The 23,945-nt window shown below is 73.4% G+C and carries 24 protein-coding genes; 19 read left to right on the top strand and 5 right to left on the bottom strand.

What is annotated here, in order from left to right; genetic code table 11:
* Positions 1-58 precede the first annotated feature (58 nt).
* Entirely contained in the window at positions 59-1,132 is a 1,074-nt protein-coding gene (locus AB0C87_RS38905; protein ID WP_360581692.1) for an alpha/beta hydrolase, read from the bottom strand.
* A 36-nt stretch (positions 1,133-1,168) separates the two neighbouring features.
* The gene (locus tag AB0C87_RS38900; RefSeq protein WP_360581691.1) at positions 1,169-1,867 is read right to left on the bottom strand and encodes a class I SAM-dependent methyltransferase; all 699 of its coding nucleotides are present in this window, start codon (positions 1,865-1,867) and stop codon (positions 1,169-1,171) included.
* A gap of 129 nt (positions 1,868-1,996) precedes the next feature.
* Here AB0C87_RS38900 and AB0C87_RS38895 point away from each other — a divergent pair, with 129 nt between their 5' ends.
* From AB0C87_RS38895 to AB0C87_RS38855, 9 genes are all read left to right on the top strand, one after another.
* Positions 1,997-2,884, top strand: coding sequence for a sugar phosphate isomerase/epimerase (locus AB0C87_RS38895; protein WP_345185728.1), 888 nt, complete (start codon positions 1,997-1,999; stop codon positions 2,882-2,884).
* Positions 2,881-3,480 (top strand): TetR family transcriptional regulator, encoded by a 600-nt coding sequence (locus AB0C87_RS38890; protein ID WP_360581690.1) that lies wholly within the window; start codon positions 2,881-2,883, stop codon positions 3,478-3,480. The genes AB0C87_RS38895 and AB0C87_RS38890 overlap by 4 nt, the downstream gene beginning before the upstream one ends.
* A 102-nt stretch (positions 3,481-3,582) precedes the next feature.
* Complete coding sequence (locus AB0C87_RS38885; protein WP_345185733.1) at positions 3,583-4,335, top strand: ABC transporter ATP-binding protein; 753 nt, start codon at positions 3,583-3,585, stop codon at positions 4,333-4,335.
* Positions 4,332-5,066 carry an ABC transporter permease gene (locus AB0C87_RS38880; protein ID WP_345185736.1) on the top strand — a complete coding sequence of 245 codons (735 nt, stop codon included), beginning with the start codon at positions 4,332-4,334 and terminating at the stop codon, positions 5,064-5,066. The genes AB0C87_RS38885 and AB0C87_RS38880 overlap by 4 nt, the downstream gene beginning before the upstream one ends.
* A 110-nt stretch (positions 5,067-5,176) precedes the next feature.
* The gene (locus AB0C87_RS38875; protein WP_360581689.1) at positions 5,177-6,346 is read left to right on the top strand and encodes an LCP family protein; all 1,170 of its coding nucleotides are present in this window, start codon (positions 5,177-5,179) and stop codon (positions 6,344-6,346) included.
* Positions 6,347-6,406: 60 nt separating this feature from the next.
* Positions 6,407-7,327 carry a proline dehydrogenase family protein gene (locus AB0C87_RS38870; RefSeq protein WP_360581688.1) on the top strand — a complete coding sequence of 307 codons (921 nt, stop codon included), beginning with the start codon at positions 6,407-6,409 and terminating at the stop codon, positions 7,325-7,327.
* Between the two features lie 101 nt (positions 7,328-7,428).
* Complete coding sequence (proC, locus tag AB0C87_RS38865; protein WP_345185744.1) at positions 7,429-8,223, top strand: pyrroline-5-carboxylate reductase; 795 nt, start codon at positions 7,429-7,431, stop codon at positions 8,221-8,223.
* Positions 8,224-8,291: 68 nt separating this feature from the next.
* Positions 8,292-8,726 (top strand): hypothetical protein, encoded by a 435-nt coding sequence (locus AB0C87_RS38860; protein ID WP_345185747.1) that lies wholly within the window; start codon positions 8,292-8,294, stop codon positions 8,724-8,726.
* 184 nt (positions 8,727-8,910) lie between these two features.
* Positions 8,911-9,066 (top strand): hypothetical protein, encoded by a 156-nt coding sequence (locus AB0C87_RS38855; protein ID WP_360581687.1) that lies wholly within the window; start codon positions 8,911-8,913, stop codon positions 9,064-9,066.
* Here the strand turns inward: AB0C87_RS38855 and AB0C87_RS38850 are convergent.
* The gene (locus AB0C87_RS38850) at positions 9,063-10,061 is read right to left on the bottom strand and encodes an alpha/beta hydrolase (protein ID WP_345185753.1); all 999 of its coding nucleotides are present in this window, start codon (positions 10,059-10,061) and stop codon (positions 9,063-9,065) included. The two genes, AB0C87_RS38855 and AB0C87_RS38850, sit on opposite strands and share 4 nt — an antisense overlap.
* Positions 10,062-10,219: 158 nt before the next feature.
* Between AB0C87_RS38850 and AB0C87_RS38845 the strand changes: the two genes are divergently transcribed.
* The 10 genes from AB0C87_RS38845 (at position 10,220) to AB0C87_RS38800 (ending at position 19,711) form a co-directional block, all read left to right on the top strand.
* The gene (locus tag AB0C87_RS38845) at positions 10,220-11,434 is read left to right on the top strand and encodes an acetoin utilization protein AcuC (protein WP_345185756.1); all 1,215 of its coding nucleotides are present in this window, start codon (positions 10,220-10,222) and stop codon (positions 11,432-11,434) included.
* Complete coding sequence (locus AB0C87_RS38840; RefSeq protein WP_345185758.1) at positions 11,431-12,300, top strand: phosphatase; 870 nt, start codon at positions 11,431-11,433, stop codon at positions 12,298-12,300. The genes AB0C87_RS38845 and AB0C87_RS38840 overlap by 4 nt, the downstream gene beginning before the upstream one ends.
* A gap of 361 nt (positions 12,301-12,661) precedes the next feature.
* On the top strand, positions 12,662-12,865 hold the full coding sequence (locus AB0C87_RS38835) for a helix-turn-helix domain-containing protein (protein WP_021591693.1): 204 nt from the start codon (positions 12,662-12,664) through the stop codon (positions 12,863-12,865).
* Between the two features lie 371 nt (positions 12,866-13,236).
* Entirely contained in the window at positions 13,237-13,335 is a 99-nt protein-coding gene (locus AB0C87_RS38830; RefSeq protein WP_018654693.1) for an AURKAIP1/COX24 domain-containing protein, read from the top strand.
* 49 nt (positions 13,336-13,384) lie between these two features.
* Positions 13,385-14,380: an NAD-dependent epimerase/dehydratase family protein gene (locus AB0C87_RS38825; RefSeq protein ID WP_345185812.1), complete on the top strand. Its 996-nt coding sequence runs from the start codon at positions 13,385-13,387 to the stop codon at positions 14,378-14,380.
* Positions 14,381-14,412: 32 nt separating this feature from the next.
* Positions 14,413-15,360: a lysophospholipid acyltransferase family protein gene (locus tag AB0C87_RS38820; protein WP_360581686.1), complete on the top strand. Its 948-nt coding sequence runs from the start codon at positions 14,413-14,415 to the stop codon at positions 15,358-15,360.
* Between the two features lie 30 nt (positions 15,361-15,390).
* Entirely contained in the window at positions 15,391-16,557 is a 1,167-nt protein-coding gene (locus AB0C87_RS38815; protein WP_360581685.1) for a low temperature requirement protein A, read from the top strand.
* A 155-nt stretch (positions 16,558-16,712) separates the two neighbouring features.
* Positions 16,713-17,900, top strand: a complete 1,188-nt coding sequence (locus AB0C87_RS38810) for a cytochrome P450 (protein ID WP_360581684.1) — start codon at positions 16,713-16,715, stop codon at positions 17,898-17,900.
* A gap of 72 nt (positions 17,901-17,972) precedes the next feature.
* Entirely contained in the window at positions 17,973-18,929 is a 957-nt protein-coding gene (locus AB0C87_RS38805; protein WP_345185771.1) for an ATP-binding cassette domain-containing protein, read from the top strand.
* Positions 18,926-19,711: an ABC transporter permease gene (locus tag AB0C87_RS38800; protein WP_345185773.1), complete on the top strand. Its 786-nt coding sequence runs from the start codon at positions 18,926-18,928 to the stop codon at positions 19,709-19,711. The genes AB0C87_RS38805 and AB0C87_RS38800 overlap by 4 nt, the downstream gene beginning before the upstream one ends.
* Here AB0C87_RS38800 and AB0C87_RS38795 read toward each other — a convergent pair.
* Together AB0C87_RS38795 and AB0C87_RS38790 are read right to left on the bottom strand one after the other, a co-directional pair.
* The gene (locus AB0C87_RS38795) at positions 19,708-22,875 is read right to left on the bottom strand and encodes a BTAD domain-containing putative transcriptional regulator (protein ID WP_345185778.1); all 3,168 of its coding nucleotides are present in this window, start codon (positions 22,873-22,875) and stop codon (positions 19,708-19,710) included. The two genes, AB0C87_RS38800 and AB0C87_RS38795, sit on opposite strands and share 4 nt — an antisense overlap.
* Before the next feature lie 73 nt (positions 22,876-22,948).
* Entirely contained in the window at positions 22,949-23,839 is an 891-nt protein-coding gene (locus AB0C87_RS38790; RefSeq protein WP_345185784.1) for an HAD-IB family hydrolase, read from the bottom strand.
* Positions 23,840-23,945 lie beyond the last annotated feature (106 nt).

Here is a 23,945-nt window from a genome sequence, read left to right as displayed (position 1 = left end):
CGCGGAAGCGTAGGGCCGGGCACCGACAGTATTCATCCCGCGCGCGGGATGAGGGGGCTCAGCTTTCCTTGCGGGCCCGTTCGATGAGGTCGCCGAGGTGGTCGGACACGATGCTCGGGCGTTCGAGCATGGCCATGTGCCCGGCGCCGGGGACGACCTCCAGCCGCCCGGACGGCACGCAGGAGGCGATCTTCAGGCTGTGCTCGACCGGGGTGAGCATGTCGTTCTCCGCGCCGATGACCAGGGTGTCGGCGCCGCCGAGGGACGCGCACTCGCTGATCACCTCGGTGGTGATCATGGAGCGGAAGAAGTCGACGAAGGCGTCCATGCGGGTGTCGGTCATCATCTGCTCGGCGAAGGCGACCGCGGCGGGGCTGGCGTCCGGGCCGAAGGCGACCAGGTCCTCGACGAGGGCGGCGGCGTCGCGGCCGAGGTGGCGGACGCGCTCGACGACGCCCGAGCCGGCGCCGAGCGCGCCGAGGACGGCGGGCATGAGGCGGTGGGTGGTGCGCGCGATGAGCGCGGGCATGCCGAGCGTGACCTCGCCGAGGCCGCCGGACGACGTGCACAGCAGCCCGGCCGCGAGGATCTTGCGTCCGACCAGCTCGGGGTTCTCGTCGGCGTACCGCATGATGGTCATGCCGCCCATCGAGTGGCCGACCAGGACGACGGGGGTGTCGGCGGGGACGGTCGCCTCGATGACGGCGCCGAGGTCGCGGGCCAGGCGGGGGACGGCGTAGCCGTCGCGGGCGCCGCCGTCGGAGCGGCCGTGGCCGCGGTGGTCCCAGAAGACGAGGCGGCCGAGGCCGCGCAGGGCCTTGCGCTGGAAGTGCCAGGAGTCCTGGGTGAGCGTCCAGCCGTGGCAGAACACGACGGCGAGGTCGGTGCGGTCCTCGCCGTCGATCTCCGCGTACAGGCGGGTGCCGTCGTCGGCGCGGACGGGCAGGGGGCGTCCGCGCAGCGACCCGAACGGCTCGCCCGCGAACGGGTCGGGGCGCAGCTGCAGGCGGCGCATGGCGCGGCGCTGGGCGACCAGCCCGGCGCCGGCGCCGGCCGCGCCGAGGGCGGTGGCGGCGAGGAGACCGCCGAGCGCCCTCCCGGCGGTGACTCGGCTCGTGGCGGCGCGACCCATGGTGCGTTCCTCCCGAATTCCCAACCGACTGGTAACTCAGGGGCAACGCCACCACAAATTCACGGCATAGTCCACCTCCAGGCCGGGGAGTTCGCGCAGGCAGGCGTCGGCGAGATCGCGGGGGAACTCGATCCGCAGGACGGCGCCCAGGTCCTCGCGGCTCTGGAACGCCCACCGGATCGTCAGCGGCTCCCGGTGGAAGCCGCGCCGCGTCCAGAACCGCTCGACGGCGCCGGGGTCGTACTTCGGCAGGCTCCGCTGGAACCAGCGGCCGAACGTGGAGCGGGTGGCGTCGTTGTCGATGATGAGGATCGCGCCGCCCCGCCGGACGACCCGGTCCAGTTCGGCGAGGCCCGGCTCGCATCCGGGGCCGAAGAAGTAGGCCCACCGCGCGTGGGCGACGTCGACGGACGCGTCCGGGAGCGGCAGCGCCTGCGCGGTGCCCGTGCGCACGGTGACGTTGGGAAGGTCCCGCGTGCGGCGCGCCGCGGCCGAGGCGAGGCCGGCGTGCGGCTCCACGCCGATCACCCGGCGCGCGTCCTCGGCGAAGAACGGCAGGTGGAAGCCGGTGCCGCAGCCGACGTCGAGGACGTCGGCGCCGTCCCAGGGGCGGATCGCGCGCATGGCGCCGGCCAGCACGCCGTCGGGGTCGACGGCGCGGTTCTCCAGCTCGTAGACCTGGGGAGAGTTCCAGATGTTGGGGCTGGGCACGGCGCCCCGCGCGATCTCGGCCACGGAGACAGAGGGTAGCCGCGCCGCGGGCGGAGCAAGGGAGATCACTCCCGGCGAGTGTTTCATCACGGCCGCGGCGGCATAGGCTCTCTTCTACGACACAGCCGAGCGATCATTCATGGCGAGGAAGCCTTGGCCCCGCAGCACAACGGCGCCCCTTCACCGGCGCTCCGCGTACCGGACGCGCCGATCACGCTCTCCACAGCGTCGGTGTACCCGGAGAAGGTCCCGAGCGCCTTCGAGATCGCCTCGCTGCTGGGCTACGACGGCATCGAGGTCATGGTCTCGACGGACGCCTCGTCGCAGGACCTGAACGTCCTGCGCCGGCTGTCGGACTACCACCAGGTCCCCATCAAGTCGATCCACGCGCCGTGCCTGCTGCTCACCCAGCGGGTCTGGGGGCGCGACCCCTGGGGCAAGCTGGTGCGCTCCAAGGACGTCGCCGAGGAACTGGGCGCCGAGGTCGTCGTCGTGCACCCGCCGTTCCGCTGGCAGCGCGACTACGCGAAGGAGTTCGTCGAGGGCCTCGCCCGCATGCAGGACGAGACGGACGTGCTGTTCGCGGTCGAGAACATGTTCCCGCTCAAGGCGCGCGGCGCCGAGGCGGGCATGTACCTGCCCGACTGGAACCCCGTCGACCAGGACTACCCGCACGTGACCCTCGACCTGTCGCACACCGCCGTCTCTGGGTCGGACGCCATCGACATGGCGGGGAGCCTGGGCGACCGTCTGCGCCACATCCACCTCGCCGACGGGGTCGGCATCACGAACAAGGACGAGCATCTCGTTCCCGGCCGGGGCAACCAGCCGTGCGGGACGATGCTGGAGAACCTCGCCGAGGGCGGGTTCAAGGGGCACATCGTCCTGGAGGTCAACACGCGGCGCGCGTCCAGCCGGATCGAGCGGATGGAGGACCTCGCCGAGGCCCTCGCGTTCGCGCGCCTGCACCTGGCCGCCGCCGCCCACACCTGGGAGGTCACCTCGGCCGGGGAGATCACCCGCCGGGGCGTGCGCCGGTGAGCGACCCCCGGGGCCGGACGCGGGGGCGGGGCCCGGGGCGCAGGCCCGGTCCGACGGAGACGCGCGAGAAGATCCTCGCCGCGGCGCGGGACCTGTTCGCCGAGAAGGGCTACGACGGCGCGTCGCTGCGCGCCATCGCCCGCGCCGCGGAGGTCGACCCCGCGCTCGTGCACCACTTCTTCGGCAACAAGGAGGGCGTGTTCGTCGAGGCGATGCGCTTCCCGGTGGACCCGTCGGTCCTGCTGCCGCGCATCATGTCGTTCCCTCCCGACCGCCTCGGCGAGGGGCTGATCCGCACCTTCCTGCACGTCTGGGAGGACGACGAGCGCCGCGCCCCGCTGCTCGCGATGATCCGCTCGGCGATGACGAACGAGCGGGCGGCCGCGCTGCTGCGCGAGTTCGTCGCGTCCGCGCTGTTCGGGCGGGCCTCGCAGGCCACCGAGGCGTCGTCGCTCGGCATCCAGGCGGCCGCGGGCCAGATGATCGGCCTGATGGTCCTGCGCCACGTCCTGCGCGTCGAGCCGCTGGCCTCCGCCTCCGAGGACGAGCTGATCGAGCTGGTGGCCCCGACCCTCCAGCGCTACCTCACCTCCTGAGGCCTCATCCCTCTCCGCCCCCGCGTCCCGGGCGGGCCCTCCCCTTTCCCGTGGGGCCTTCGGCCCCTTGACCGCGGTCTCGCACCGGCCTAAATTCAACACATGATGAGTTCTAGTCCGGCGGGCGGCGCGTCCGAGCCCGCGGTGCGGGTGCGCGACCTGCGGGTCGACCGGGGCGGCCGGGAGGTGCTGCACGGGATCACCTTCGACGTCCCGCGCGGTTCGATCGTGGGGCTGCTGGGCCCGAGCGGCTGCGGGAAGACGACCCTGATGCGGGCGCTCGTCGGCGTCCAGATCGTGCGGAGCGGCGCGGTGACCGTGCTCGGTGAGCCCGCCGGGTCGCCCGGCCTGCGGCGCCGCGTCGGGTACGCGACGCAGAGGCCGGCCGTCTACGCCGACCTGACCGTCGCCGAGAACCTGCGCTACTTCGCGTCCGTGCTGCGCGCCCCGCGCTCGGACGTGGCCCGCGTCATCGACGAGGTCGGGCTCGGCCGCAGCCGCGACCAGACGGCGGCGACGCTGTCGGGCGGGCAGCTCAGCCGCGTCAACCTCGCCGCGGCGCTGCTCGGCGCGCCCGAACTGCTCGTCCTGGACGAGCCGACCGTGGGGCTCGACCCGGTGCTGCGGCAGGAGCTGTGGGAGCTGTTCCGCGAGCTCGCCGAACGGGGCGCCACGCTGGTCGTGTCCAGCCACGTCATGGACGAGGCGGGGCGCACCGACCGGCTGCTGCTGATGCGCGAGGGCGCGGTCCTCGCCGACGGCACCCCGGACGGCCTGCGCTCGCGCACCGGCGCCGCCGACCTCGAAGAGGCGTTCCTCCACCTGATCCACGAGAGGGCCGGGAGCCCGTCATGAGCACCGCGATCACCTTCGCCACGATGCGGCGCATCCTGGCGCAGCTCAAGCACGACCACCGCACGCTCGCCCTGCTGATCGGCGTGCCGACGCTGCTGATGGTCCTGCTGCGGTACGTGTTCGACCAGCCGATGGTGTTCGACCGGATCGGGCCCATGCTGCTCGGCCTGTTCCCCTTCATCGTCATGTTCGTCGTGGCCAGCGTCGCCACCCTCCGCGAGCGCACCGGCGGCACCCTCGAACGGCTGATGACGATGCCGCTCGGCAAGCTCGACCTGCTGCTCGGCTACGCGCTGGCCTTCGGCCTGCTGGCGCTCGTCCAGGTCGCCGTGGTGCTGGCCGTCTCGCTGACGTGGCTCGGCCTCGATCTGAGCGGCTCGCTGGCGTCCCTGGTCCTGGTCTCCCTGCTGGACGCGCTGCTCGGCATGGCCCTCGGGCTGTTCGCCAGCGCGTTCGCCCGGACCGAGTTCCAGGCCGTCCAGTTCATGCCGGCGTTCGTCCTGCCGCAGCTGCTGCTCTGCGGCCTGATCGTCCCGCGCGCGGACATGGCGTCCTGGCTGCAGGCGATCGCGGACGTGCTGCCGCTGTCCTACGCGGTCGAGGGCATGCAGGAGATCAGCTCCAGCCCCGACTTCACCGGCACCCTGGCCCTGGACGTCTCCGTGATCGCCGGCTTCGTGGTGGTCGCCCTGCTGCTCGGGGCGGTCACGCTCCGCCGCCGGAGCGGGTGAGCGACCCGCGAACGGGGAGCCGGGTTTACACGGACGCCCCGTTGCGCCGCAACCGGACAGGTGGGCCGAAGTCGGCCATCCCTGCCGGGTGCTGCTGGTAGCTTCGCGCCATGACCTCCCCAGATCTTCACGGCTCTCCGGTGCCCCCGAGGCCCGACGAGGGGGCGCCCGAGCCCGCGGGGCCCGGGGCGCCGGGGGCACCGCAGGCCCCGGAGCCGGACGCCGACGCCGCGTTCTGGGGCGGCTCGGACGGCGGCGGCGAGACGCGGCGCAGGCGGCGGTGGCCCCGCGTCCTGATCGCGGTCGGGGTGTTCGTGGCGCTGGTCGTGGCCGGGCTCGGCGGGCTGGCGTGGCAGCGGCAGTCGTCCTACAACGGCAACATCGACCGGCTCAAGGGCGTGATGCCGGACGACTCCCCGAACCGCCCGGGCGCGAACGTCGAGGGGACGGAGAACTGGCTGCTCGTCGGCTCGGACTCGCGGGCCGACGCGACGACCGGCGAGGGCAACCAGGTCTGGAAGCCGGGGCAGCAGCGCACCGACACGATCATGCTGCTCCACCTGCCGGCGGACCGGAAGAAGGCCTACATCGTCTCCTTCCCGCGCGACTCGTGGGTGGAGATCCCCGGCTACGGGCCGCAGAAGATCAACGCGGCGTTCTCGTTCGGCGGGCCGAAGCTGCTGATCGAGACCATGGAGAACCTCACCGGCATCCGCATCGACCACTACGGGGCGATCGACTTCGAGGGCTTCAAGTCGATGACGGACGCGCTCGGCGGCGTCACGGTCAACATCAAGCAGGGCGTGTACGACCCGGCGCGCAAGAAGCGCTGGGAGGCGGGACGGCAGAAGCTGAACGGCGAGGACGCGCTGCTTTTCGTCCGGCAGCGCTACAACCTGCCGAACGGCGACTTCGACCGGATCAAGCGGCAGCAGGCGTTCCTCGGCGCGCTCGCCAAGCAGGCCGCCGACCGGGGCACGCTCACCAACCCGCTCAAGCTCGACCGGTTCCTGTCGGCGCTCACCAAGTCGATCAGCGTGGACGAGGGGGTGTCGGCGGGCGACCTGCGCTCGCTGGCGCTCAGCATGCGCAGCGTCCGCGCGTCCGACGTGATGTTCATGACGCTTCCGCACAAGGGCACCGGCATGCGCAAGCGGCAGAGCGTCGTGTTCCTGGACGGGGCGAAGGCGAAGGCCCTCTTCGAGGCGGTCAAGACCGCGCGGATGAAGGAGTACGTGCAGCAGTACGGCGCCGGGAACAGCCTCGGCACCGTGTCGTGAGCCCGGAGCCCCGGCGGCATAACCTGGGACGGTAGGCCCAGGGAACGAGGGGTTCGCACAGTGCTTCGTCAGGCGTTGCTGGTCGCGTCGCGCAGCGGAGGCGCGCGCAGAGTGGTGGAGACCGCGCCGTTCACCGGCGACGTGGTCCGCCGCTTCGTCGCCGGTGAGACGATCGACGACGCCCTGCGCGTCACGGCCGGGCTGACCGGCGAGGGCCTGCTCGTCAGCCTGGACGTCCTCGGCGAGGACACGCACGACGAGGGCCGCGCCGAGGCGAACGCCGCGCACTATGTCGAGCTTCTGGGACGGCTGGGCGCCGCCGGGTTCGGGACGCGCGCCGAGGTGTCGCTCAAGCTGTCGGCCATCGGGCGGACCTTCGACGAAGGACTCGCCCTGGAGAACGCGCGGCGGGTGTGCGCCGCCGCCCGCTCGGCCGGCACGACGGTCACCCTCGACATGGAGGAGCACACGGCCGTCGACACGACGCTGCGAGCCGTCCACGAACTGCGGCGGGACTACCCGGACGTGGGCGCGGTCGTCCAGGCGTATCTGCGTCGGGCAGAGGAACACTGCGCGGAACTGGCCTACGAGGGGTCGCGAGTGAGGCTGTGCAAGGGCGCCTACGCGGCGCCCGCGGCGGTCGCCTTCACCGACAAGGAGGAGGTCGACAGGTCATACGTGCGGTGCATGAAGGTGCTGATGGCAGGCAAGGGGTACCCGATGCTGGCCACGCACGACCCCCGGCTCATCGAGGTCGCCGGTGCGCTGGCGGTGCTGTACGACCGCGACGACGACACCTTCGAGTACCAGATGCTCTACGGGATCCGCCCGCAGGAGCAGCGGCGCCTCGCCGCGGAGGGCGCGCAGGTCCGCGTCTACGTCGCCTACGGCCGCGAGTGGTACCAGTACTTCATGCGGCGGCTCGCCGAGCGGCCCGCCAACCTGCGCTTCTTCATGCGCTCCCTCATGGGGCGGTCCTAGGGCGGACCCGGGAGCGGCCCCGCGGCCGGTCGCCGGGCGGCGCCGACCGGCCCGGCGATAGGCTGGACCGGTCGTTTGGAACCCCACGTCAAGGTATGTCGATGATCGCGATTCTGGGTGCCGGGAAGATGGGCGAGGCGCTGCTGTCCGGAGTGCTCCGGGCCGGCCGCCGCCCGTCCGAGCTGATCGCCACCGCGCGCCGGGAGGAGCGGGGGGCGCTGCTGCGGGAGCGCTACGGCGTCGAGGTCGTGCCGAACGCGGAGGCCGCCGCGACGGCCGAGACCCTGGTCCTCGCGGTGAAGCCGCAGGACATGGGGGCCCTGCTGGACGAGGTCGGCCGGCACGTGCCGCCCGGCCGGCTGGTGATCTCGATGGCGGCGGGCATCACGACGGGGTTCGTCGAGGCGCGGCTGCCGGAGGGGGTGCCGGTCGTCCGCGTCATGTCGAACACGCCCGTCCACGTGGACGAGGCGATGAGCGTCATCTCGCCCGGGTCGCACGCGGGCGAGGAGCACCTGAAGCTGGCCGAGGAGCTGCTGTCGCCGGTCGGCAAGGTGCTGCGCATCCCCGAGTCGCTCCAGGACGGCGCCACCGCCCTGTCCGGCAGCGGGCCGGCGTACTTCTACTACCTCGTCGAGGCGATGGTGGACGCGGGCATCCTGCTCGGCATGCCGCGCGCCGCCGCGCTGGAGATGGTCATCCAGTCGGCGGTCGGCGCCGCGATCATGCTCCGCGACTCCGGGGAGCACCCGGTGCTGCTGCGCGAGGCCGTGACGTCCCCGGGCGGGACGACGATCTCGGCGATCCGCGAGCTGGAGCGGCACGGCGTCAGGGCCGCCGTCCTGGAGGCCATCGAGGCGGCCCGCAACCGGGGACGCGAGCTCGCGAGCGGCTGACGCCGTGACGGCGTCCCGTGATCGCGCGGAGCGTTGAGCCGGGCCGCGGCCGCGTCCGTGTAAGAGGTATGGGACTCATCATCCGCCTGATCGTCGCCGCCGGGCTGGCGGCCGACGCGATCGTGCACTGGAAGTTCGCGCCCGACATGGCCTTCGTGCGGGGCGGCTCCATCGACGGTGACCTGCTGTTCCGCCTCCAGGCCGCGGTCGCCGGGGTGGTCGCGGTGATCGTCCTGACCTACGCGACCCGCTGGGCGTACGCGCTCGCCTTCCTCGTCGCGGCCAGTGCGGCGGGCGCCGTCGTGCTCTACCACTACGTCGACGCGGGCGCGCTCGGCCCGCTGCCGGACATGCACGAACCCGTCTGGTACCTCGAGAAGACGATCAGCCTCGCCGGCGAGGGCGGCGCGGCGCTGGCCGCGCTGGTGGGCTTCCTCACCGCCGGACGCGGCCGCCGCGCGGGCGACGAGACCCTCGACCCCGAGCCCGCCGGCCGCTTCTGACCCGGAGCCGCGAACGCGGGAAGCGAAAGGGCGCGCCGAGCGAGAAGCCTGCGGAGTGACGCCGCGCGATGCGGACTGAGCGTGACGAGTTCCGTGCGGGGCGTAGGAAAAGATCACTATTTCGGCGGCATGGCCGGCGCCACCCGGCTACCATCGATTTGATCTTGGAGTTCTGGGGGCCCGGATGGATGAACGGCGCGAACGTCCGAGCGAGACGCCGCTCCCGGCGTCCGCCCTGCACAGGGCGCTGCTCAGAGCGCGGGTCCCGCGCTTCATGGCCGACCACGCGGCCGCCCTGCTGGCCGGGCTCCTGGCGAAGCGGACGGACCGCCGGGACTAGGCGGCCTTGGAGCGCTTCCTCGCCCGGGGGTGCTTGCCCGTCCCGCCCGTGACGGTCCGGACGAAGTGGGCGGCGTCCCGCATGGCGGCGCTCGCCTCCGGGAGGACGCGGTTCAGGATCTGGAAGACGTGCATCTGCCCCTTCCAGATCTGGAGGTCGCAGTGGGCGCCGGCGCGGCGCAGGGCGTCGGCGAACGCCTCGGCCTCGGTGCGCAGGACCTCGGCGCCGCCGACCTGGATGAGGACGGGCGGCATGTCGTTCCAGGCGCAGGTGAGCAGGGCCAGCCGCGGGTCCGCGAACCCGGTCGGACCGACGACGAGGCGGGCGACCCGGCGCGCCGACGACGCGCTGATGTAGGGGTCGCGGGCGCGGCTCTGCGCGCCCATCGACAGCTCGCAGGTCAGGTCGACCCACGGGGAGAACAGCATGAGCCCCGCCGGGCCCGGCAGGCCCTGGCGGCACAGCTCGCCGGTCAGCGCGGCGGACAGGTGCCCGCCCGCCGAGTCGCCCGCGAGGACGATGCCGGACGCCGGCACGCCCCGCGCGAGCAGCCAGCGGTAGGCGGCGACGGCGTCCTCCAGCGGCGCCGGGAACGGGTGCTCGGGCGCGAGCCGGTACCGGGGGGCGAGGATCGGCAGGCCCGTGTCGAGCGCGAGCCGCGAGGTGATGGGGCGGTGGGTGCGGGGCGAGCAGAAGACGTAGCCGCCGCCGTGCAGGTAGAGGACGGCGCCGGGGGCGTTCTCCTCCGCGGCGTCGCGCGGAACGATCCACTCGCCCCTGACCGGGAGGCCGCCGTCGTCCCCGGGCGCGGGGGCGTTCAGCGACTCGACCCGCACGTTCGGGCTGTGCCGCAGCAGCAGGGACGCGGCGTCCACCGTCGAGCGCGCGGTGCGGATGCTCGTCGCGTGGCCGGGCATGTAGTGCAGGAACGGGCGGACGCTCAGACGGAGCGCGTTGCTGATCGCTCGGCTTCGAACGCTCGGGTCGCCGTCCATTTGCACCCCCCGGAGGAGATATCTGCCTGACGGATGTATGCCCGTTTCCGGCATGTAACTCACGTCACAGATATGTTGCGGCGGCGGGCTCGGGGCGGGGCGTCGCGGGGCGGGAGCCTGTGGGCCAGGTCACATGCCCTGCGCGATACCGTGAGGTCATGAGCAGTTCCGATTCGTCCCAGTCCGCCGGTCCCGAGAACTGCGGCCTGGAGATCTTCTGGGACGAGCGGCTCATCTCCTACGACTTCGGCCCCGGCCATCCCATGAACCCCGTGCGGGTCGAGCTGACGATGGCGCTCGCCCGCGGGCTCGGCGTCCTGGACCGCCCGAACGTGCGGGTCTCGGCGTTCGAGGCCGCGGACGACAAGCTGCTCCGGCTCGTCCACGAGGAGTCCTACATCGCGGCGGTCAAGCACTCCGGCGCCACCGGGCTGCCGGAGCTCGGGCACGGCCTCGGCACCCCCGACAACCCGGTGTTCCTCGGCATGCACGAGGCGTCCGCCCTGGTCGCGGGCGCGTCGGTGGCCGCCGCCGAGGCGGTGTGGACGGGCCGCGCCGAGCACGCCGCGAACATCTCGGGCGGTCTGCACCACGCGCTGAGCGACGCCGCCAGCGGGTTCTGCGTCTACAACGACCCGGCCGTCGCGATCGCGTGGCTCCTGGAGAACGGGGCCGAGCGCGTCGCGTACGTCGACATCGACGTCCACCACGGCGACGGCGTCCAGGCCGCCTTCTACGACGACCCGCGCGTGCTGACGATCAGCCTCCACGAGTCGCCGCGGACGCTGTTCCCCGGCACCGGCTTCCCCGACGAGACCGGCGCGGACGGCACCTCGGTCAACATCTCGCTCCCGCCCGGCACCGGCGACCGGCCGTGGCTGCGCGCGTTCGAGGCGATCGTCCCGCCGCTGCTGCGCCGGTTCCGCCCGGACGTCCTCGTCACCCAGCAGGGCGCCGACGGCCACGCACTGGACCCGCTCGCCCATCTGATCCTCAGCGTGGACGGGCAGCGGACGGCGTACGCGATGCTGCACCGGCTGGCGCACGAGACGGCCGGCGGCCGGTGGGTCCTCACCGGCGGCGGCGGCTACGAGCTGGTGCAGGTCGTCCCGCGGGCGTGGACGCACCTGCTCGCCGAGGCGGCGGGCGGCCCCGTCCCGCCGGGCACCGCGACCCCGGACGACTGGCGTGAGTTCGTCCGGCAGCGGACCGAGGAGATCGCCCCGCGCCGCATGACGGACGGGACGGAGACGGTGGAGATCAGCAGGTGGGGGGACGGGTACGACCCCGGCAGCCCCGTGGACCAGGCGGTCCTGGCGACGCGCCGCGCGGTGTTCCCCGAGCACGGCCTCGACCCGATGACCGACGAGTGAACCGGCCCGCTCCGGCGTCCGGAGGCCCGGCGCCGACCAGGGACGAGCTGCGCGCCCACCTCGTCCGGACGATGATCGCCGGCGACGTGGCCACGCCGCGCCAGAACAACCTGCTGCACTACCGGCGGATGGCCAACGGCAACCCGTACTACCAGTTCGGCCTGGAGCTGAAGCCTTCGTGGTCGGAGCGGTCCGTGCTGGAGATGATGGTGGAGCGGTGCGGCGTCCACCCCGATCCGATGCACCTGTACGGGGACGACACCATCGATCCCGAGATCACGCTCGACACGCTGGAGGCGATGGGGGAGCGCATCGGCCTCGCGGCCCGGCGCGGGGAGAGCGTGCTCCTCGCGACCGGGCATCCGTCCACGCTGACGCCGCTGTACCAGGCGGTCGCGCGGGCGCTGGAGGAGGCGGGCTGCCGGGTGCTGACGCCCGCGGCCGGCTGGACCTACGAGGTCGACGCCGGGTACGGCGGCTCGGAGCTGCGCCGCATCGTCTACGCCGCCCCCGGCGTCGCGATGCTGGAGGGCGAGGACCTCCGCACGCACCACACGCACGACTCGCGCCCGATGGAGGCCATGCTCAGCGAGCTCGCTGTTAGCGGGTCCGGGGAAAATGTGGAAGCTAAACCACATATTTGGCCGGATCTGGCCATCGCCGACCACGGGTGGGCCGGAGCGGCCGGGCAGGCGGGCATCGACACCGTGGGGTTCGCGGACTGTAACGACCCGGCCCTGTTCGCCGGGGCCGCCGAAGGCAAGATCGACGTGGTGGTCCCGCTCGACGACGGCGTCTCCGCGCCCCACTACGCGCCCCTGACCGCCTACATCCTTGATCGCGCGGGCCTGCGGCCGTCCGGCTGAGCCCCCGATCCGGAGGCTTACTCCGTGGGGACGCCTGGGTGGCGACCGCTCGCCTGTCACGCCCTGTGACAGGGTTGCCGTAACGGGGCGCATGGGCTTGCCGAGAGGCATCTGACGCTGCGGAACCGAAGGTCGTTTCGTGGTTTTGGTTGACAAATTTTCGTCGCGACACGCGCGGTGCCGTCGCGTCCACCCTCTGTAAGGAATCAGCACTGTATCCCCGGGGTCAGGTCGGGTACGGAAATGTGCGGAACTCCCCTCTTGCGACTGCCGGTACGCGATTTACGCTGGAGGAAGTACACGTGCGTGATCAAAGTCACCCGAAGGGCCGGTGCGCGGCACGTGTGGAAGAGGGCGTCCGATGACCTCAGGCGAGCGACCTCTCAGTGAGGTCAGGTTCCTGACCGTCGCCGAAGTGGCGGCGGTGATGCGGGTGTCCAAGATGACCGTCTACCGCCTCGTCCACTCGGGCGAGCTCCCCGCGATCCGCGTGGGCCGCTCGTTCCGGGTTCCCGAGCAGGCCGTCCACGATTACCTGCGCGACGCGTACATCGAAGCCGGATAACGGGTAGGGGCGGGGCATGACCCCGCCGCGAACTCAGCACCCGGCCGCGCAGGGGGCGTCGGGAGGGCCCCGAGGGGCCGTCCCGAAGCTGGGGAAGAAGGACGAGGACCGGCAGAGCGGTCCGGACACCGAACGGACGGGCGATGGCCGGCGGCCACGCCCGCCCGGAAGGGACGGTGCCCGGCGCCGTGCGACGCGCGGTGCCGGCCGCCGTCCGCGCCGGTCGTCCCCGGGCCGCGGGGCAGGCCGCGGCATGATCTCCACCCACGCAGCGGTACCCTGGGGCCTCGGACCGTGCGCGCCTACCGAGACTCGCTCTCCGGCGGCACGCAGGTCTCCTGCACATCACCCGAGACTCCGAGCGAGGTTCCGTGGGCTCTGTCATCAAGAAGCGCCGCAAGAGGATGGCCAAGAAGAAGCACCGCAAGCTTCTGAAGAAGACGCGCATCCAGCGCCGCAACAAGAAGTAGCGACCACACCGGCCGTCCAGCCGTGAAGGGGTAGGGCCCAGTGTCGTCCATGCCCGCCGCCGCGGCCCGTGTCGTCCTCGTCACGGGCGTCTCCCGTTTCCTGGGGGCGCGGGTCGCGAACACCCTGCAAGCCGACCCGGGGATCGAGCGTGTCATCGGGGTGGACACGGTGCCGCCGGCCGAGTCGCTCGGCCGCACCGAGTTCGTCCGGGTCGACATCCGCACGCCCGGCATCGCAAAGATCATCTCGTCGGCCGCGGTGGACACGGTGGTGCACCTCAACCTGGTGACGTCCTCGTCGGTTCCGCGGGCGAAGGTCAAGGAGCTGAACGTCATCGGGACGATGCAGCTCCTCGCGGCCTGCCAGCGCTCGCCCGACATGCGCAAGCTGGTCGTCCGGTCGTCGGCCGCCGTCTACGGCTCCTCTCCGATGGACCCGGCCGTGTTCACCGAGCGGGACGAGCCCGTCGAGGCGCCCAGGTCCGGCTACGCCAAGGACGCCGTCGAGGTCGAGGGCTACGTTCGCGGGCTGATGCGGCGACGCTCCGACCTGGCCGTGTCGGTGCTGCGGTTCGCGAACTTCCTCGGGCCCGGCGTCGACTCGCCCCTCACCCGGTACCTGCGCCTCCCGGTCGTCCCGACCGTGCTCGGGTTCGACCCGCGGCTGCAGTTCGTCCACGAGGACGACGGCGTCGAGGTGCTGCGGCGCATGACGGTCGAGGACCACCCCGGCTGCTACAACGTCGCCGGGGACGGCGTGCTGCTGCTGTCGCAGGCCCTGCGCCGGGCCGGGCGGCCCTACCTGCCGGTCCCGTCGCCGTCCATCGCGGTCCTCGGCGACATGGGGCGCCGCTTCGCGGGCCTGTCGGGGTTCTCGCCCGAGCTGCTGCGCTGGCTGACCTACGGCCGGGTCCTCGACACCACCGCGCTGGAGCGCGAGCTGGCGTGGCACCCGAAGTACAGCTCCGAGGCCGCCTTCGCCGACTTCGCCGCCGCCCGCGGCTTCGTCCGCGGCGGCCTGACGGCCCTGCTGGGACGGACCTGACCCGTTTGGACCCGCCTGAGAGGAGAGCCGAGATGATGGACGACGCGCACCCCGGGGACGACGAGGGCGCGCAGGTCATCCGGCTCGCCTCGGTCCGCGAGGACGCCCCGGGCGGGGAACCGCCCGGCGACGACCGGCCGCCCGAGCGCGGCGGGTTCGAGCAGGCCCTGGCGTCCGGGCTGGCGTTCCTGCGGCGCCGGCTGACGGGCGAGTACGAGATCGACGAGTTCGGCTACGACCCCGAGTTCAACTCCACCGTCCTGCTGCCGCTGGCCCGCGCCCTCTACGAGCACTGGTTCCGCATCGAGCTCGACGGGCTGGACAACATCCCCGAGGGCGGCGCCCTCCTCGTGGCCAACCACTCCGGCACGATCCCTCTCGACGCGCTCATGCTGTCGGTCGCCCTGCACGACCACGCCGGCCGGCAGGTCCGCCTCCTCGGCGCCGACCTCGTCTACCAGATCCCCCTGCTCGGTCATCTGTCCCGCAAGGCCGGCCACACGCTCGCCTGCCAGGCCGACGCCGCCCGCCTGCTCGCCAAGGGCGAGCTGGTCGGCGTCTTCCCCGAGGGCTTCAAGGGCGTCGGCAAGCCCTTCTCCGAGCGCTACAAGCTCCAGCGCTTCGGCCGCGGCGGCTTCGTCGGCACCGCGCTGCGCGCCGGGGTCCCGATCGTGCCCTGCGCCATCGTCGGCGCCGAGGAGATCTACCCCAAGATCGCCGACCTGCGTCCGCTGGCCCGCCTCCTCGGCCTCCCCTACTTCCCGATCACGCCGACGTTCCCGCTGCTCGGCCCCGCCGGGCTCGTCCCGCTCCCGTCCAAGTGGGTGATCCGGTTCGGCGAGCCGATGACGCTGGACGGCTACGACGCGGACGCCGCCGACGACCCCATGACGGTCTTCGAGATCACCGACCATGTGCGCGAGAACGTCCAGCACATGCTCTACGAGACGCTGCTGCGCCGGGGCCCCGCCTTTCTCTGACCGGCCGTGGGCGGCCCTAGAGTGTGCGCCATGCCGCTCCGCAGCCGCATGGTCGCTCGCGACCTGGGCGAACCCCACCGCGTCTCCAGCCCCCTCGAACTGCTCTTCGACCTGACGTTCGTCGCGGCGGTCTCCCAGGCCGCCGGACGGTTCGCCCACGCCGTCGAGAGCGGCCACGTGGGCGACTCGCTCGCGCCGTTCCTCATGACGTTCTTCGCGATCTGGTGGGCGTGGATGAACTTCACGTGGTTCGCCTCCGCCTACGACACCGACGACGTCCCGTACCGGCTCCTGACGTTCGTGCAGATGGCGGGCGTCCTCGTCCTCGCGGCCGGGGTCCCCGACGCGTTCGACGGAGACTTCACCACCGTCACGATCGGCTACCTCGTCATGCGGGTCGGCCTCGTCGCCCTCTGGCTGCGCGCGGCCGCCGCGCATCCCGAGGGCCGGGCCACGGCCCTGCGGTACGCGATCGGCCTGTCCGTCGTCCAGGTGTTCTGGGTGGCGCGGCTCGCCCTGCCGGACCAGGGCCCGATGTGGGTGTTCTTCGTCTGCGCGGCGCTCGACCTGGCCGTCCCGCCGGTCGCGGAGCGGCCCGGCATGACGACCTGGCACCCCCACCACATCGCCGAGCGGTACGGGCTGTTCACCATCATCCTGCTGGGGGAGAGCGTGCTCGCCTCCACGAACGCGGTGCAGGACGCCGTGAAGCGCGGCGTGGGCGGCGAGCTCGTCACGATCGCCCTCGCCGGGCTCGCCATCCTGTTCGCGATCTGGTGGATCTACTTCTCCGAGCCGGCGGGCGAGGGCCTGGAACGGCGCCGCGACCGGTCCTTCCTGTGGGGATACGGCCACTATTTCGTCTTCGCCGCGCTCGCCGCCCTCGGCGCCGGCCTGGAGACCGCGGTGGCCTCCTCCGGTCATCACATCGAGGCGGGCGCCCGGCTGGTGGCCGCCTCCGTCGCCGTCCCCGTCGCCGTCGTGCTGGTCATGCTGTGGGCGCTGCACGCCCCGATGCGGCGCATGAACACGCATCCGGGGTTCCTCGTCGCCACGGCCGTCCTGGTGCTCCTCACGATCTTCGCCGCACCCGCCCTGGGCATCCCGGGGACCCTCCTCCTGACGGCCGCGCTCCTGGCGCTCCTCATCACCGCCACTTACGCCCGCCCCGCGCCGAAACCCGCGCCGTCGACGTAGGATCCCCCGAGTTGATCTACGACGGGGGTCGGTCGACTCCTGGTCCCGCGTCCGGGTCCTCTTCGCCGCTGAACTGTCCTCCTCCTGACGGGCGGGCCGTCCCGGACGAGGCGTGGCATCCTGGCCAGCGGGACACACTCCGTGGGGAGGCCGTGATGCGGGACGGGACGGAACGCGGCGAGGCAGGCGGCCCGCAGGTGGACTTCGACCCGTTCGCCGGACCGCGGCCCGCCGGGACGGCCCACGCGCGGATGGACGAGCTGCGGGAGACGCATCCGGCGTTCCGCAGCACCGCCGGGCCGGGGTTCTGGGTGCTGACGCGGTACGACGACATCCTCGCCGCCTTCCAGGACCCGGGGACGTTCTCCAGCCGCGCGATCGCCGTCATCGACCCCGACCCGGCGCACCAGTGGATCCCGGTCATGCTGGACCCGCCGCTGCACACGACGTGGCGGCGGTTACTGTGGCCGTTCTTCACCCCCGTCGCCGCCGCCGTGCTCCGGGAGCGGATCACCCGGCACTGCGCCGCCCTGATCGACGGTTTCGCGTCCCGCGGCTCCTGCGACTTCGTCACCGACTTCGCGCGCCTCTTCCCCACCGCCATCTTCCTGGAACTCGTCGGCCTGCCCACCGAGCGGCTGGAGGAGTTCCTCGGGTGGGAGCGCGCCATCCTGCACTCGCGGCCCTCCACCGGCGACCGGGCCGAGGCCATGGGAGCGCTGACGGCCTGCCTCGGCGAACTGATCCGGGACCGCCGCGCCCGTCCGCGCGAAGACCTGGTCAGCGCCGCGACCGGGTTCGCCGTCGACGGGCGGCCCGTCACCGACGACGAGCTGCTCCAGCTGTGCGTCCTGCTCTTCCTCGCCGGTCTCGACACCGTCGCCGCCCAGCTGTCCTACATCTTCTGGCATCTGGCGAGGGAGGACGCCGACCGCGCCCGCATCGCCTCCGACCCCGACGTCGTGCCGGACGCGATCGAGGAGTTCCTCCGCGTCTACGCGCCCGTCCTGCCCGCCCGCAAGCTCACCCGCGACGTCGAGGTGCGCGGCTGCCCGATGAAGGCGGGGGAGATGGTCATGCTGCCGACCGGCATGGCGACCCGCGACCCCCGCGCCGTGCCCGCCGCCTCCACCGTCGACATCGACCGCCCGCCGGCCCGCCACCTCGCCTTCGGCGCGGGACCGCACCGCTGTCTCGGCGCGCACCTGGCCCGGCTCGAACTCCAGATCGCGCTGCGCGAATGGCACGCCCGGATACCGGACTACCGCGTCGCCCCCGGCGCCGAGCCCCTGGAGCACGCGAGCCTCGTCCTGGGGCTGGACACGCTGCCTCTGACCTGGTGACTTTCAGCCGCCCGGACTGGTCGAAACCGGGGTGAAAGCGGGCTGAAGCCGGGGGCGCGCACGCTTCGGGGCATGAACATCGAGGCACGGCAGACGGCCATCCAGGTGACCGGGCTGCGCAAGGCGTTCGGGGACACGACCGTCCTCGACGGGATCGACTTCGAGGTGCCGCGCGGGACGGTCTACTCGCTGCTCGGGCCGAACGGGGCCGGGAAGACGACGGCGGTGCGCATCCTGTCCACGCTGCTCCGCGCGGACGGCGGCGAGGCCAGCGTCGCGGGACGGGACCTGCGGACGGACCCCGACGGGGTGCGCCGGGCGATCGGCGTGACCGGGCAGTACTCGGCCGTGGACGGGCTGCTGACGGGGCGGGAGAACCTGATCCTCATGGCGGACCTGCACCGGCTCGGCAAGGCCGCCGGGCGGAGGGCCGCCGACGAGATGCTGGAGCGGTTCGACCTGGTGGAGGCGGCCGGCAGGAAGGCCGGCACGTACTCGGGCGGGATGCGGCGGCGGCTCGACATCGCGATGACGCTGATCGGCGCCCCGCAGATCATCTTCCTGGACGAGCCGACGACCGGGCTCGACCCGCGCAGCCGCCGGACCATGTGGGAGCTCATCCGCGGCCTGGTCAGGAGCGGCGTGACGATCTTCCTGACCACGCAGTACCTGGAGGAGGCCGACCACCTCGCGGACCGGATCGCGGTCCTGGACGGCGGACGGCTCGTCGCCGAGGGGACCTCGGAGGAGCTGAAGCGGCTCGTCCCGGGCGGGCACGTCCGGCTGCGGTTCGCCGACCTGGCGGCGCTCGACGCGGCGGCGCGGACGCTCGGCTCGGTGACGCGGGACGACGACTCGCTCGCCCTCCAGGTGCCCGGGGACGGCGGCGTCGCCTCCCTGCGGACGCTGCTCGGACGGCTGGAGGCCGCCTCGGTCGAGGTCGCCGAACTGTCCGTGCACACCCCCGACCTCGACGACGTCTTCCTCGCCCTCACGGGCACGGACCACGAGAAGGTGACCTCGCGATGACCACGCTCACGCACGCGGCGGCCGACTCCGCGACGATGCTGCGCCGCAACCTGCGGCACGCGCTGCGCTACCCGTCGCTGACGATCGGCGGGATGATGATGCCGATCATGATCATGCTGCTGTTCGTCGGCGTGTTCGGCAACGCGCTCGGGGAGGGCGTCGGCGGCGCGGCCAAGGGCGACTACATCCAGTACGTCGCCCCGGGGATCATCCTGATGGCCGTCGCGTCCGGCTGCATGGCGACGTCGGTGTCGGTCTGCGTGGACATGACCGAGGGCATCGTCGACCGGTTCCGGACGATGCCGATCTCGCGGTCGTCGCTGCTCACCGGGCATGTCGCGGGCAGCATGATCCAGACGCTGCTGAGCACGGCCGCCGTGGTCGCCGCCGCGGTCGCGATGGGATTCCGGACGAGCGGCGGCGCGGTGGACTGGCTCGCGGCCGCCGGCCTGCTGGTGCTGCTCACGTTCGCGCTGACCTGGGTCGCGGTCATGCTCGGGCTGCTGGCCAAGAACCCGGAGGGCGCGAGCAACACGCCGCTGATCATCCAGTTCCTGCCGTTCGTCGGCAGCACGATCGTCCCGCCGGAGTCGATGCCGGCCGGGGTCCGGTGGTTCGCGGAGTACCAGCCGTTCACCCCGATGATCGAGACGCTGCGGGGGCTGCTGACCGGCACCCCGAGCGGGCAGGACGCGGCGGTGTCCGTCGCGTGGTGCGCCGGCCTCGCCGTCGTCGGCTACGCCTGCTCCAAGGTGCTGTTCGACCGGAAGGCGCCCCGCTAGCCCCGCCGGTCCCGCGAGAACCCGCGCGCGAGCTCGCGGGCGGCGGCCAGCAGCTCCGCACGGCCCAGGCCGGCGAACTCCGACACCGCGTCGGAGTACGCCGGCCCGTCGGCGTCCTCGGCGGCGCGGCCGGCCGCCGCCGAGGACATCGTCGGCTGGAACGACCGGACGTGGTGGAGGCGCCGCGCCAGCGCGATCGCCCGCGCCGCCCGCCTGCGGACGTCCGGCGCGGCGCCGGGACGGGCCAGGTCGACCATGGCGAGCGCGAGCAGCAGACCGCCGGTGACCGGCAGGTCCATGTAGAAGGCGGGCATCGGGAACGGCGGGCCGTCGGCCAGCGCCGCCAGCTTGGCGGGGAGCCCGGCGACGATGTCCTCGACCAGGTCGACGCGCCCGTGCCGGGCGTGCGCGACGACGGTGACGCAGTGGGCCTCCAGCGTCCACGGGTCGAGTCCGGTCGGCGCCATCGGGCCGTCCTCGGCGGCGAGCCGCTCCACCGCCTCCCGCCAGAGGCGCAGACCGGTGTCGGCGTCGCCGCGGCCGAGGGCGATCTCCGCGCGCGCTCCCAGGTTGAAGGAGGCCGTGCCGAAGGACTCGTCCGGCCCGTGGACCAGCGACTGGTCGAGCCACCGCTCGGCCTCGTCGTACTCGCCCAGCGCGACGTGGGCCGAGGCGAGCGCCCACATCAGCCCGAACATGTCGGGCCACCGGTACCGCTCCAGCAGCTCCATCGATATCCGCAGATGGTGCAGGGCCCGGTCGGCCTGGTCGAGCTGCATCAGCAGTTCGCTGAGCCGCGAGTGGGCGAGCAGCCGGCACCAGGGGATGTCCGGCGAGCAGCCGACCCCGATCATCGCCTCGGTCGCCGCGAGCGCGCCCGCCACGTCCCCGTCCCGTTCGCGGATGTATCCGGCGGCGCAGTTCGCGATGGCGGCGACGAGCGGCTCGTCCCGGCCGCACAGCTCCTCCAGGACGGAGCCGCCGGGCGCGAGGATCTCCGGCAGGGCGGCCAGCACGGTCGCCATCGCGGGGACGAGGCCTTCCGGCGGCGCGGGCGGGAGGCGGCGCAGCGCGACGAGCGTGCGGGTCGCCTGCGGCCCCTGGACCAGGCCCGTCGCTAGCACGTTGAGCGTCAGCGCCGTCCGCGTGACCTCGACGTCCCCGGGGCCGGGGCGCAGGCGGCTCAGGAGCCCGGCGGTCTCCGCCGCCATGGCGGCCAGCCGGGTGTAGGCCGCCTCCAGGGTCCACAGCCCGCCGAGGACGGCGGTCACCGCCGCGACGGCCGGGCCGTCCCGGCGGTCGAGGCCGTGGCGGAGCGCCTGCTGGAGGTTGTCCTGCTCGACCCGCACGCGTTCGACGGGCGCGAACGGGTCGGTGCCGAACAGCGCGTCGTGGTGCGCCGCGCCGAACTCCCGCGCCCAGGCGAGCAGGCCGCCCACCGTGCGGCCGGTCTCCCCCTCGGCCTCCCGGTGGGCCGCGCTGAACTCGCGGACGCTCTCCAGCATCCGGAAGCGCGTCCCGGGGCCGCCCTCGACGGGTTCCAGGAGGGACTGGTCGACGAGGTCCTCCAGGACCTCCAGCGCGTCGCCGCCGTCCAGGACGTGGCGGGCCGCGTCCGCGGTGAAGCCCCCGGGGAAGACCGACAGCGCCCGCATGGCCGCCCGGCCGTGCGGGGAGAGGAGGTTCCAGCTCCAGTCGACGACCGCGCGCATGGTCCGGTGCCGGGACGGCGCGTCGCGCGCGTTGCCGCGCAGCAGGGCGAACCGGTCGTCCAGGCCGCGGGCGATCTCGGGCACGGACATGACGCGGACGCGCGCCGCCGCCAGCTCGATCGCGAGCGGCAGCCCGTCCAGGCGACGGCAGAGCTCCTCCACCGCGCCGGAGGGCAGCGCGGCGCCGGGACGCGCCGCGTGCGCCCGCCGGCGGAACAGCTCGGCCGACGTCGCCGGGTCCAGCGCGGGCAGCGGGTACACCGACTCCGACGACAGCCCGAGCGGCGCGCGGCTCGTGGTGAGGATCCGCAGGTCCCGCGTCATCGACACCAGCGCGCCGGCGAGTTCGGCGGCGCCCGCGACGACGTGCTCGCAGTTGTCCAGCACGAGCAGGACCGAGCCGGGCCCGAGCACCTCCGCGATCGCCGGGACGAGGTCGGCGGGCCCGCCGACGCGTCCGTGGGCCCTCGGCGACTCGCCGACCCCGAGGACGGACGCGACCTCGCCCGCCACGTCCTTGTCCCGCGCGACGCCGGCGAGGGGGACGTAGTGCACCGCCCGCTGCGGCGCCTCGCGCGCGACGGCGTTCGCCAGCCGCGTCTTGCCCAGCCCGCCCGCCCCGACGATCGAGGTGACGCGGGACGCGCGCACGAGGTCGAGCACGGCGGCGAGGTCCCCGGCCCGGCCGAGCAGCGGGTTCGGCTCGTGCGCCACGCCGCGCCGGACGGGGGGCGCCTCGTCCTGGAGCAGCTCCCGCTGGACGCGCTGGAGCGCGCCACCCGGATCGGTGCCGAGGTCGTCGCGCAGCGACCGCCGGTAGGACTCGTACCGCGCCAGCGCCGCCGACGGCCCGGCCGTCGCGGCCTCGCACCGCAGCAGCTCCGCGAACAGCTCCTCGTCGCGCGGATACTCCCGGACGGCGCGGGTGAGCGCCTCGAAACCCTCCGCGTGCCGGCCGAGCCGCGCGAGGGCCAGGGCGCGGGCTCGCGTCAGCGCCCAGTAGGTCGGGATCCGGGCCGCGCGCAGGACGGAGACCGGATCGTCCGCGTCGTCCGGTTCGGGTGGGGCGTCCCAGAGCGCCAGTCCCGCCTCGGCGTGCGAGAGCGCGCCGGCGTGGTCGCCGTCGCGGGAGCGGCGCGCGCTCGCGGAGGCCGCGAGCACCACCGCGGAGGCGTCGACCGCGGACTCGTCCAGGCCGATGCGGTACCCGGTCGGCGTGCTCACGACGACGTCCGCGCCCAGCTGCGACCTCGCCCGGGACACGACGACCTGGAGCGCCTTGGCCGGATTCTCCGGACGCTCCTCGGGCCACAGCCCCTCCACCAGCCGGGCGACGGACACGCCCGCCCGCGGCTCGCCCGCGAGGAGCGCGAGCAGGCCGCGCAGGCGCGGGCTTGTGACGTCCCGCCCCCGGCAGGCGACCCCGGACAGGACCCTCAGCTCCACGATCACGGGGACAGGGTAGGACGTGGGGGACAAACGCGTTAGGTCGCGTTCGCCGGTCGATGCCGGGAAGCGGCGGCGGTCAGTTCGTCCGGTAGTGGCGGCGCAGCGCGATGCCGGCCGCGACGCCGCCCGCGAGGGCCCCGGCGCCCGCGGCGGCGGGCAGCGCGACCATCGTGACCTTGCGGCCCGTGCGGAAGTCGTGGATCGGCCAGCCGTGGTCGCGGGCGTGGGCGCGCAGCTCGGCGTCCGGGTTCACGGCGTGCGGGTGGCCGACGGCGGTCAGCAACGGCAGGTCGTTGATCGAGTCGCTGTAGGCCGAGCAGCGCGCGAGGTCGAGCCCCTCCCGCTGCGCCAGGGCCCGCACGGCCTCCGCCTTGGCGGGCCCGTGCAGCAGGTTCCCGACGAGCCGGCCGGTGTAGAGGCCCTCGCGGGTCTCGGCGACCGTGCCGAGCGCGCCGGTGAGGCCGAGCCGGTGCGCGATCGTCCGGGCGACCTCGACGGGCGTGGCGGTGACCAGCCACACCTGCTGCCCGGAGTCGAGGTGCTGGAGGGCGAGGGTGCGGGTGCCGTGCCAGATGCGGTCGGCCATCACCTCGTCGTAGATCTCCTCGCTCAGCCTGACGATCGCGCTGACCTTCTGCCCGGCGACGAACGCGAGCGCGGCCTCCTTGGCGCTGCCGATGTGCTCGGAGTTCTCGCTGCCGCGCAGCCGGAACGCGGCCTGCCCCCAGGCGAACATGGCGAGGTCGCGCATGGTGAACAGCTTGCGGGCGGCGAGTCCGCGCGCGAAGTAGTAGATCGACGCGCCGCGCATCATCGTGTTGTCGACGTCGAAGAACGCCGCCGCGGCGGGGTCGGGGGCGGGGAGGGGGGCGGGCTCGGCCGCCGCGGCGGCGGCCACCTGCCCCGCGCTCTTGTGGTCCTCGTCCTTGCCGCGTCCCCAGAATCCGGACTGCCAGAATCGCCGCATGAGGCGAAGCCTAGTCAACCGCCTCTCCGCGGCCCTCCCCGCGGCCGTGATTGCGACAGTCCTCACTCCTGTCGCTCGCGGCCGCCATCAGCCGCTCGCGCAGCAC

Source organism: Actinomadura sp. NPDC048021 (assembly GCF_040653135.1).
Taxonomy (GTDB): domain Bacteria; phylum Actinomycetota; class Actinomycetes; order Streptosporangiales; family Streptosporangiaceae; genus Spirillospora; species Spirillospora verrucosospora.
Note: the sequence above shows the minus strand (reverse complement) of the source record. Positions and strands in the feature narration are given on the sequence as shown.